Source organism: Fulvimarina fulva (genome assembly GCF_039652615.1).
Taxonomy (GTDB): domain Bacteria; phylum Pseudomonadota; class Alphaproteobacteria; order Rhizobiales; family Rhizobiaceae; genus Fulvimarina.
This window is the reverse complement of the sequence record NZ_JBDJAC010000010.1, coordinates 151,832-161,842: the sequence shown is the minus strand read 5'-3', so window position 1 is coordinate 161,842 and position 10,011 is coordinate 151,832. Positions and strand designations below refer to the sequence as shown.

The window sequence follows — 10,011 nt, the reverse complement described above, 5'->3', positions numbered from 1 at the left end:
GGACTGTGTGAAGGAGGCCGAGTTGACGTCGACGGTGCCGCCGGTGGTGCCGCCGGACTGGTTGAAGGCGCCGGTGACGCCGAGGGCCGCGTTGCCGTTCACCGTGCCGCCGGACTGGCCGAGGGAGGCGATGGTGTCGTTGCCATTGATCGTCAGCGTACCGGCCGAGACGGTTATCGCGGCCCCCGTCGCAAAGGCACCGCCATCGGTCTGTAGCTGGCCGCCGGCAACGCTGATGCTCGTCGAAGCGATGGAACCAGCACCGGTCAGGTCCAGCGTTCCAGCGTTGACGGTCGTCGCGCCAGTATAGGTGTTGGCGCCCGAGACGGTGAAGGTACCCGTGCCCTCCTTGGTGAGACCGCCTGTCCCGGAGGCGACGCCTGCGAAGGTGGTGGAAGCGTTACTGCCGCCGGTCGTCAGCGTGTTCGCGCCGAGGGTGACGGTGGAGCCGGTCGCGCCTGCGAGCGAGCCGATCGTCTCGCTTCCTGTGAGCGTCAGGTTGGAGGTGCCGTTAAGCGCAACAGCCGCCGTATCGGCGATGGATGCGCCGTCGACCTGGATCACGCCGGCATTGTTGGCTGTGACCGTGGCCGATGCCACCGAACCCGTGATGTCGAGCGTTCCTGCATTAACCGTGGTCGTGCCGGTATAGGTGTTGGCGCCGTTGAGCGTCCAGGTGCCAGCGCCGTCCTTTGTCAGCCCGCCTGTGTTACCTGCGTTTCCGATAACGCCGTTGACCTGGCCGTTTCCTGCGCCGCCAAGGATCAGGTTATTCGTTCCGTTCGCGATGGAGCCGCCGATCGTCAGTGTGCCGGCATCAGAGTTGATGCGCGCCACCGGGGTGGCGGGAGCCGTCGCCGTGCGAGCGAGCGTGATGTCTCCGTTGTATTGATTGTTCCCGGATATGTTTCGAAGCGCGGGTGCACTGGCGTCGCTGGTTCCGTTGAAAGTCAGCGCCTCGCCGTTGATCGCGATATCCCCCTGGAGGCCGAGAGTTGCCCCGTTCGCAACGGTCGTGCCTGTGCCTGTGCCGCCGAGTGCGCCCGCGCTGGCAGCGATTAGTGTGCCGTTGGCAACCTCGGTCGCGCCCGTATAGGTGTTCGCCCCGTCGAAGATCTGCACTGCACCACCATTTGTGATGAAGACGCGACCGGACCCGCTGATTTCACCGGAATAGGTGGAGGTCTGCGCAAAACCGGCACCGGGGCCCGTGATGGAGAGGGTATTGTCGGCCAGCTGCGTCTGCGAACCCGCAACGCCGTTCAGGGCACCAATTCCTTGCGTATAGGTCCCCGCGGTATCGGTGAGCGACAACCGCGATGTCCCGTTCAGGTTGACGATCGGGGCGTTCGGAAACGCACCGCCGTCGACCTGGATGACGCCGGCATTGTTGGCGGTGACGATCTTCGATGCAACCGAGCCCGATCCCGAAATATCGAGCGTACCGCCATTGACGGTAGTCGTGCCGGTATAGGTGTTGGCGGCGGACAGAACGAGAGTGCCATCGCCTGATTTCGTGAGGCTTCCGCTGTTCGTGCCGTTGCCAGTATCATCTGCGATGACGTTGGCGACGGTTTGCGTCTGTCCGGCTGCTTGTGTGAAGGTCACGCCGGAGTTTTGGAGATAAAGACCGGCTCCGTCAGCCGTGCCGTTCTGGCCGCCGTTCGAGCCGTTGCCAGCTGTCACCGAACCCCCGGTGATCGCACCGGCGCCGTTAATGGTCAGCGCCCCTCCATTCATGACGAAGACAGCACCGCCAAAACCAGCGCCGCCGCCGCCGCCGCGAGAGCCGCCTGCGCCTGCGCCGGCACCGAATCCGCCGGTTCCTTGCTGCCCTGAGCTGCGATCGCCGCCGCCGCCTGCTCCGAAGCCGCCGTTGCCGGCTACCCCGCTACTGTAACCGCCGCCGCCGCCGCCGCCGCCATATCCGCCGTTTCCGCCGGTGCCGTTATCCGAAGGGCCACCGCCGCCGCCGCCGAAACCGCCGGTACCACCGGCTGCGTTGGTGCCGCCCGAACCGCCGCCGCCACCACCGCCGCCGCTGAAATCGCCTCCGTTACCGGCTGCCGCACTCGTCGTGCCACCTGTTCCGCCGTTTGGTCCGCCGCCGGCGCCCCCAGTCGAGCCGGAACCATTCGCGCCGTCTGCGAAAGCGCCGCCGCCGCCACCGCCTGCCGACAGGCTCGACGTTGGCGGATTTCCGCCATTCCCGCCGAGGCCGCCGCCGCCGCCGCCGCCGCTATCGTTTGAGACCGCTCCGATGGCGCCGCCTGTCCCGCCTCGAGCCGCATTGTTGGAAAACGAGACATTTTCGATCGAGGCGGTTGCGCCGTCCCTTACGAAGAGCGCTCCGCCCGCGCCGAGACCACCGCCACCGCCACCTGTATCAGCATTATCCGCTGCGCCGCCGGTTCCACCTATTGCATTGCCGTCGACGAGCGATCCGTTCTGCACGTTGAGGGTGCCGGCATTCGCAAAGAAGATGCGTGTCGCGTTGTTGCCCGAGATGCTGTTGCCGCCAAGGTCGACGGTGAGGTTGTCGGCAGCATCGTCGCCGATGACAGGTAAAAAGCCCGATAGGGTGATATTCTGGGTGACGGTTATCGTATCCGCCTCGCCGTTCGCATTGGCGGTTTGGATCGCGTTCGCAAGTTCCGTTTCATTCGTGACGGTGAATGTCGCGGCGACAGCCGGCTGGGCCGCCATGGCGGCGGAAAAGCCGACAGCGGCTACGAACGCCAGCACGACCGGGCGACCGAAGCGGGGACCGCTCACGGAGCGCTGGCGGATGCCGGTCTGAAATGTCGAGCGGGAGACGGTGAAGGCTTTCGTGAGTCCGGCCTTAGACGCACGGTTCGCAACGACCCGCGTGACGCTTGACATAACTGACTGATTCATAATCGTCCCCTGAACGCCGATCCTGTCGGCGCCGCTTTTCAAAATCCGACCCTGCGAAACCCCCGCATCGCAGTGCTTTCCGCGTAAGGTGTAAGCGATCCAACGCAATTGGGCCTATGGCGCGCAAGCAACACAATTGACCTTTCGTTAAGCTGAATTTCGGATTCAGCTTCCGGGGTTGGAACCACAATCTGCATTAGACAGTGGCTCTAACGCCTCTTCGAACGCAATTTCAGCCAAATTCGACTTGGATCTGGACGTGAGCAGCCTCAGGAGCAGGCCTCGAGGCTCGCTCCTTTCGAGGGCCGAATGGTCATTGGACCGTCGGCCGAAAACCTCGATGATGGTTAACCTCGATTGTCACTTGAGCGTGCTCATTGCGATCAAATGATTCGCGGTCCTTAATGCCTCGAAGCCAGCGCGATTCGGGCAAGTCGATACAGTGTGCCGCGATCCTGCGGGTGGTCAGAAGCGCGACCGGTTTGGACGGCGCATGCCCGATTCCAGGGTTCTCGGAACCGCTTCGAAGAGCACTGATCCGATAGGGCAGGCCGGGTTTGCGCGGCGATCAGGAGCATGGGCGATCAGCCCGTCAAAGTTGTCAGCGCGGCGCCGTGTGCCAATTCCAGGCGCTCTGAACGATCGCGTCCAAGTCGTATTTCGGTGCCCAGTCGAGCACGTCGCGCGCCTTCCGGTTGTCGGCCACAAGAACGGGAGCGTCACCTTCCCGGCGCGGGCCGGTCCGAAGAGGAAAGGGACGTCCGCAGACGCGCTCTACCGCCTTCACCAGTTCGAAGACGGTCGTTCCGTGTCCGGTGCCGAGATTGAGGGTGACGGCGTCTCCGCCGTTCAACAGATAGCTGACCGCTCGTGAATGCGCCCGGGCGAGATCGGCCACATGGACGTAATCGCGAACAGCGCTGCCATCGCGAGTGTCGTAATCGGTGCCATTGCACACGAACTGATCGCGGCGCCCGAGAGCGACATCGATTGCGATCGGCACGACATGGGTTTCCGGATCATGCCGCTCGCCGATCCGCCCCTCGAAATCGGCGCCGGCTGCATTGAAATAGCGAAGAATGACCGGCTTCAAATCCCGATAGGCGGCGCAATCGCGAAGGATGGTCTCGACAAGTAATTTCGAGTGGCCATAGGGGTTGATCGGAGCCTGCGGGTGATCTTCCGACAGTGGAACGGTTTTCGGCAATCCGTAGGTGGCACAGGTCGAGGAAAATACGATCTTGTCGATCCCGTTTCGCTCTGCCGCAGTCAGCAGGGAGATCGTGCCGGAGACGTTGTTGCTGTAGAATGAGAGGGGGTCTTTGACGGACTGGCCAACCTCGATCAGGCCGGCGAAATGCACGATTGCTTCGGGGTGGTATTTGGCCATGACGTCGCTCAGGCGATCGGTGTCGGCGAGCTCTCCCGTCTCCAGGGGTCCCCATTGCACGAACTCCGCATGGCCGTTCGACAAGTTGTCGTAGGTCACGGGGAGACAGCCCTGCTCCGAGAGGTCGAGGCACGTATGAGACCCGATATATCCGGCGCCACCAACCACCAGAATGGCAACCGTCATTGTCATATCACCCTGTTGAGTCTTGTCGACTCCGCCTGTAGCCGTTGTGGACGGCCAAGTCACTGACAGCTTACACATCATATCAAGCGCGAAGGTCCGCTTTTTCGACTGAGGCGACCTGTGCGCCAAGGCACGCTTTATGCCGACGCTCCCATCGGAGCGCCACAAAATCTGCTGGTCCAACGCAAAGGTTTGAAGCGAAACGCCGACGCTGACTTATCGCATTTGGCTCTCGCTCAGGATGGGGCTCGCAAGCCCATCCTGAGCGCTTCATCCGCAAAGAGCGTCGCTTGGTTCTTTGGCTCTAAGCGGCCTCCTCCTGACAAACGGCGGTCGCCTCAGTATCGACAGGCTCCCAGCCGAGGTCGCCGGTATAGCGCCAGGCGAGCCGACCGGTCTCATCGATGGCGAAGAGGTGGAGCCAGCGATTGTCGAACAGCTTGCGCACACCCTCATGACGCGAAAGGATGTCACTCATCGCTTCGCGCGGCGCTTCGATGCAGACCGTCAGGCGCAATGGATCGTGAATATACCGCTCGCCGTCGTGGATCGACTGCCAGGGCAACCCAGCCCGCATGAGCCCGCCATTGCCTTCGAAGACGCCGATGCCGCCCACGACATTGTGCAGAAGCTTGTTGCCTGCGCCGAACTGGCGAGGTGCAACCGTCGAACCGTAGTATTGCAGGCTGATCCAGCTCGCGACGACAACCGGCGCGGTCATGATCAGTTCGAGCACGCCAAAGCCGCGCTCACTATCCTGGCGCCAGTCGTAGTCGTGCAGGAATGTGCGACCTTCTAGGCTGCGCCCGGCCGTGCGCGTCCGTGGTGCGGCGATGAAGGCCTTGCAGCCAGAGAGGCCCCATTCCGGGCGTACCTCCGCCCAGTTGCGGGTCCGCATGTGGATGTCACTCTCGTCCTCGGCCCCCGGCAGCCGGAGAGCACGCTCGCCGCGCGAGATCTTTCCGGCGGCCTGAAGCCACTGGCGAACGGCCTTCAGGTCCGCGCGATGGCCTTCGGCCTTCACGTCGCCCTCATAGAGCGCGACCGTATCGCCGGTCGTATCGTGAAGGGCGCCGACGAACAGCGTATCCGCCGGCACGACGATCCCGCGCTCTGCGAGCCCTTTGCGCACCTCGGCCTCGTTCAGAAGGCCTGCCAGAAGCCGGGCGTTCACATCTCCAGAATAGCCGCCGCAGGCCCCGCAATGGAGACCGCTCGCATGGGGATTGTTGACGACGCGCGCACCGTGGCCGACGAGGAGAACGATCCGCGCGAACCCGGTCGTCAGCGACATGGCCCGCAGGATGGTTTCGGCCGCCGTGATGCGGCTTTCCGGATCCAGCTCGGGGGTGAAGCGCGGCGCCGGATCGGCCGGCACGGGCGCGTGGGCGAGCCCCAACCCGTCGCGCACCAGCTTGCCGACATAAACCGGCCCCATCGCCTCCACGAAGGCGAAAGACGAAACGGCGGCCAGCTTGAACCGGCCCCAAGCCCGCTTCGCCCGCGCCTTGTAGCGCGCGGCGAGATCATCGTTCCTGCTCTCCGGCCCGCCGGACGACGAGCCCACCGCCGGATTGAGCAGAACGGGAAGGTGCCGCTCCTCGATATCGGAGGCGAACCGGCGATGGGCGGTGGACAGGCCGAAGAAGCCCGCAAAGCCAAGCGTCTGGATCGACGGATCGATGGTCTCGAGTGCGCGCCGGAAGACCTCCGAGCGCACATCGATGCAAAAGGCGGCCTGCATCGCAGGACGTCCCTCGAAGGTGATGGGCGCGACCTTCGTCAAACTGCCCGCCAGCTCGCGTTGGGCTGCCCGTTCCGCCGCTTCCTGTACGATCTCGTCGACAACCTCATCGGCTGTCGGTCGCACCGGCGTCGCGTGCCGGCGGCGCACCGCAGCCCATTCGCCACCGATCTTTGCCTCGTACTGAACCAGCAGCGCTTCTTCCCACAGGAGGCGCATCGCCAGCATATCGGTCAGCGTTGCGTCGGTCGCACCCGCAAGGTCCGCGCGCCAGAGCTCGTAGCGGGCATATTGAGCCCAGCCGCCGAGGGAGATCAGCAGCTGATGGAAGTAGCTGTCGAGGCCGGCTTCGGTGAGGCCGAGACGCGTGGCGACACGGGCGATCGCCTCTTCAGGCCTTTGCGGCGCGTTCGCGACGAAGTCCGAGAACTCGCCAAGCCCCATGATTTCGGGCGTCAGGTCATAGATGGTATGGGCACACCAGGCGGACCATGCCGATCTGCCGCGCGGGGCTGCCCACAGGGCCTGGCCCTTGTCGAAGTATCCGCTCGCCCAGATGCCGAACCGGTTCGCGATGATGCCGGGCCAGTCTATTCCGCTCGCGCCGGCCGCGAGGTCGGCAATGGTCGGCAGAGCAGAGACCCGTGGATGTTCGCGTGCGAGCGCATCCTTCAGGGACGCTAGATCGGCCGGCTTCTCCTCATGAGACGAGGCTTCGAGCGCCCCTGCGAGATCGATGTCCAGAATCTCTCCGGCTGCCATCTTGTCGCGATACCAGGATCTGGGCATCGTGACCGGAATGTCGCCCAGGCGGCCGAGGCGTGCTCCTGTTTCCGCCAGGGTCTCGTTCGTCTGGCCGAGAAACGGATTGACCGCGACGGACGAAGCCAGTGGCCAGAGCGGCGGAATTTGCCGCGCGGACTTCTTCGCGGCCTCCGTGATGACACCGTGCGCGATCTCCACGGCTGGGCCTTTATCTAAATCCTGCGGCGTTTCGGTCGTCGTCGCGGGCCGCCGGCGGATCGACCAGTTCTTCATGAGCCGGTCGACGACGGCATTGGCATAAAGGCCGTTGGTCAGATGCACGCGAAGGCCGGCTGCCGCCGGATGGTTTGACCAGAGGGGAAACAGGGCCTGCGCGTAGGCAACGAGGCCGAAGCTCAGAACGGCAAGGACGATCAGGGCCCATTCCAGCGGGCCGGGTTCCGGTGTCCGTGGCAGCATGCCGGTCGTCAGCCATTCGGTGCCGGATTGCAGCAGGAAATAGCTGACGGATGCGCCGATGGCATAGAGCGCGGTCCGCCAGGTCAATTCGCGCGGCGCTGCGTCCGCCAGTCCCTGAGCGATGAGATAGGCGACGCCGAAGATGAGAATGGCTCCGAGGGCGATCGCCTGCGGCGACTTCGTCTCGAACCCGATGGCGAAGCCGATCACCGCGTAGATCGCAAGGGCCAGCGCGAAGGCCCGCAGCACGGCCCGTCCGTTCGGGATCGCGATGGGACCGGGCCTGCGAAGCGAAGCCACCAGATCGACGGCGGTCCCCGATATCAGGAAGGCATGGGCCTTGTAGAGCGAGTGCGCCACGACATGCAAAAGCGCGAGCGAGAAGAGGCCCAGCCCGCACTGCATCGTCATGAAGCCCATCTGTGCGATCGTGGACCAGGCCAGCGAGTTCTTGACGCCCGACTGGGAGAGCATGGAAAGGCAGCCGAAAAGGGCCGTGAAGCCGCCGACGATGACGAGCACGGCAAGGACGCCCGGCGCAAGGAGCATCACATCGGCAAACCGGATCAGCAGGAAGCCGCCGCCGTTGATGACGCCGGCATGAAGCAGCGCCGAAACCGGCGTCGGCGTTTCCATGACCTCCGTCAGCCAGCCATGGGAGGGGAACTGGGCCGATTTCAGAAGGGCAGCGATGGCGAGAAGTCCCGCCGCCCAGGTCACGCCGGCCGGGGCGATGCCGTCGCTCGCGGCGGACAGGATCGCTCCGATATCCAGCGTGCCGTAGCCGACAAGAAGCGTGATGGCAGATCCGAGGAGTGCCGCATCGCCGATGCGCGCGATGATATACTTCTTGCGTGCGGCGCGCTGGGCCTGAACGCGCGTCCCGTAAAACACGAGGAGCCGGTGCAGGCAGAAGCTGCTGGCGATCCAGGAGACGACGAAGCAGGCGAGATTGCCTGACTGCACGAGGAGCAGAACCGTGGCAAGCGTCGTCGCCATCCAGCCCAGAAACGCCCCCTGCCGATCCTCGCCGTCGAGATAGGAGCCCGAATAGCGGATCACGATCCAGCCGACGAAGGACACCAGCGTCATCATAGTCGTGCTGACCACGTCGAGCCGGACCGAAAAGCCGATCGACCCAAAGCCGATCACCGGCCCGGTGCCGGCACCTTCGACGATCAGCAAAATAACGGAACCGATCGAGGCGACAAAGGCCAGAATTGCGGCTGCCTCGCTGATCTTCGCGACAAGCGGGGGGCGGCGGCCCGGCCTGATAAACGCGAACACCGCCGCTGCCAGGAGAACGGCGGGGGCAAGCAACAAAACGAAACTCTGCATCATGGTCGGCTCTCTGCTCGTTTGCGTCGACGATATGGACGGCGACATAGAGCGAGCGGTAATTTAAGAAAAATACATTGTTGTTGCGATATCATTCTGTTTTATAGAACGTTATGAACGAGCTGAACTTCCACCACCTTCGCTATTTTCAAACCGTGGCGCATGAAGGCAATCTAACCCGCGCGGCCGAACGCCTGAACGTATCCCAGTCGGCGGTCTCGACGCAGATCCGGCATCTTGAGGAGCGCCTGGGCCAGAAGCTGTTCGAACGGCAGGGTCGCGGTCTTGTCCTCACCGAGGCCGGGCATATCGCGCTGGACCATGCCGATGCGATCTTCGCTGTGGGCGATGAGCTCGTGAATACGCTTGCCGAGCGGTCTGCCGGTCAGCGCCGGGTCCTCAGGGTCGGGTCGCAAGCCACCCTCTCGCGAAATTTCCAGATTGGATATCTGCAGCCACTGCTTGGCCGTGACGATGTCGAGGTGGTCATCCGCTCGGGCGCTCTTGGCGATCTCCTGCAGAACCTTGAGGCCCACCGGCTCGACGTGGTTCTCGCCAATATCTCGCCGCCGCGTGATGCGGCGACGCCCTGGATTTCCCATGCGATCGCCGAACAGCCGGTGAGCCTGGTCGGTGTTCCCGAACGGGTCGGCAAGGGGGCGACATTCGAGGATCTCTTGTCGCGCGAGCCGCTTGTGTTGCCGACGATCGACAGCAGCATCCGGGTCGGGGTCGATGCCCTGTTCGACCGGCTGCGTATCCGTCCACGGATTGCGGCGGAGGTGGACGACATGGCGATGATCCGGCTGCTCGCGCGCGAGGGGACGGGGCTCGCGATCGTACCGCCCATTGTCGTGAAGGACGAGCTGGAGCGCGGCGAACTGCTGGAGGTCGAGCGGTTTCCGCAGCTGACCGAAACCTTCTACGCCATCACGCCGACACGCCGCTTTCCCAATCCGTTGTTAGGCGAGGTGATGGCGGATGAACGCCATCAGGCCAAGACACCAGCCCCTGCTGAATAACGCTGTCCGCCTAAGCCAGGCGAAAGCGGTTTCCATCGATGGACCTTGGGAGAATGGCGCACCCGACAGGATTCGAACCTGTGACCTCTGCCTTCGGAGGGCAGCGCTCTATCCAGCTGAGCTACGGGTGCACGAGAGCGCAAAGCGCTCTGACGTGACGCATAACGGATCGTTCGGTTCGCGGCAAGACGAGAATTATGCGCAGTTCT

The 10,011-nt window shown here is 63.8% G+C and carries 4 protein-coding genes, 1 tRNA gene and 1 pseudogene; 1 reads left to right on the top strand and 5 read right to left on the bottom strand.

The genetic code is table 11. The features are described 5' to 3' along the window. From ABDX79_RS14675 to ABDX79_RS14660, 4 genes and pseudogenes are all read right to left on the bottom strand, one after another. Nucleotides 1-2,883 (bottom strand): beta strand repeat-containing protein (locus tag ABDX79_RS14675; protein WP_346221044.1); only part of this gene is annotated, 2,883 nt, incomplete at its 3' end. A gap of 616 nt (nt 2,884-3,499) precedes the next feature. Next, the gene (galE, locus tag ABDX79_RS14670; RefSeq protein WP_346221043.1) at nt 3,500-4,474 is read right to left on the bottom strand and encodes a UDP-glucose 4-epimerase GalE; all 975 of its coding nucleotides are present in this window, start codon (nt 4,472-4,474) and stop codon (nt 3,500-3,502) included. 304 nt (nt 4,475-4,778) lie between these two features. Continuing rightward, nucleotides 4,779-7,256: a YbcC family protein gene (locus ABDX79_RS14665; RefSeq protein ID WP_463671180.1), complete on the bottom strand. Its 2,478-nt coding sequence runs from the start codon at nt 7,254-7,256 to the stop codon at nt 4,779-4,781. 507 nt (nt 7,257-7,763) lie between these two features. Next, nucleotides 7,764-8,780: pseudogene (locus ABDX79_RS14660) on the bottom strand (proton-conducting transporter transmembrane domain-containing protein); the annotation flags it as partial. Between the two features lie 113 nt (nt 8,781-8,893). On the opposite strand from ABDX79_RS14660, the gene ABDX79_RS14655 reads away from it, so the two are divergent. Continuing rightward, on the top strand, nt 8,894-9,802 hold the full coding sequence (locus ABDX79_RS14655) for a LysR family transcriptional regulator (RefSeq protein WP_346221042.1): 909 nt from the start codon (nt 8,894-8,896) through the stop codon (nt 9,800-9,802). Between the two features lie 54 nt (nt 9,803-9,856). Here the strand turns inward: ABDX79_RS14655 and ABDX79_RS14650 are convergent. Then, a tRNA-Arg gene (locus ABDX79_RS14650) sits at nt 9,857-9,933 on the bottom strand. Nucleotides 9,934-10,011: the final 78 nt, after the last annotated feature.

Bases quoted from the DNA above. Each gene is read 5' to 3' on its own strand.
- galE (WP_346221043.1), bottom strand. From the start codon at position 4,474: ATGACGGTTGCCATTCTGGTGGTTGGTGGCGCCGGATATATCGGGTCT.
- ABDX79_RS14665 (WP_463671180.1), bottom strand. From the start codon at position 7,256: ATGAAGAACTGGTCGATCCGCCGGCGGCCCGCGACGACGACCGAAACG.
- ABDX79_RS14655 (WP_346221042.1), top strand. From the start codon at position 8,894: ATGAACGAGCTGAACTTCCACCACCTTCGCTATTTTCAAACCGTGGCG.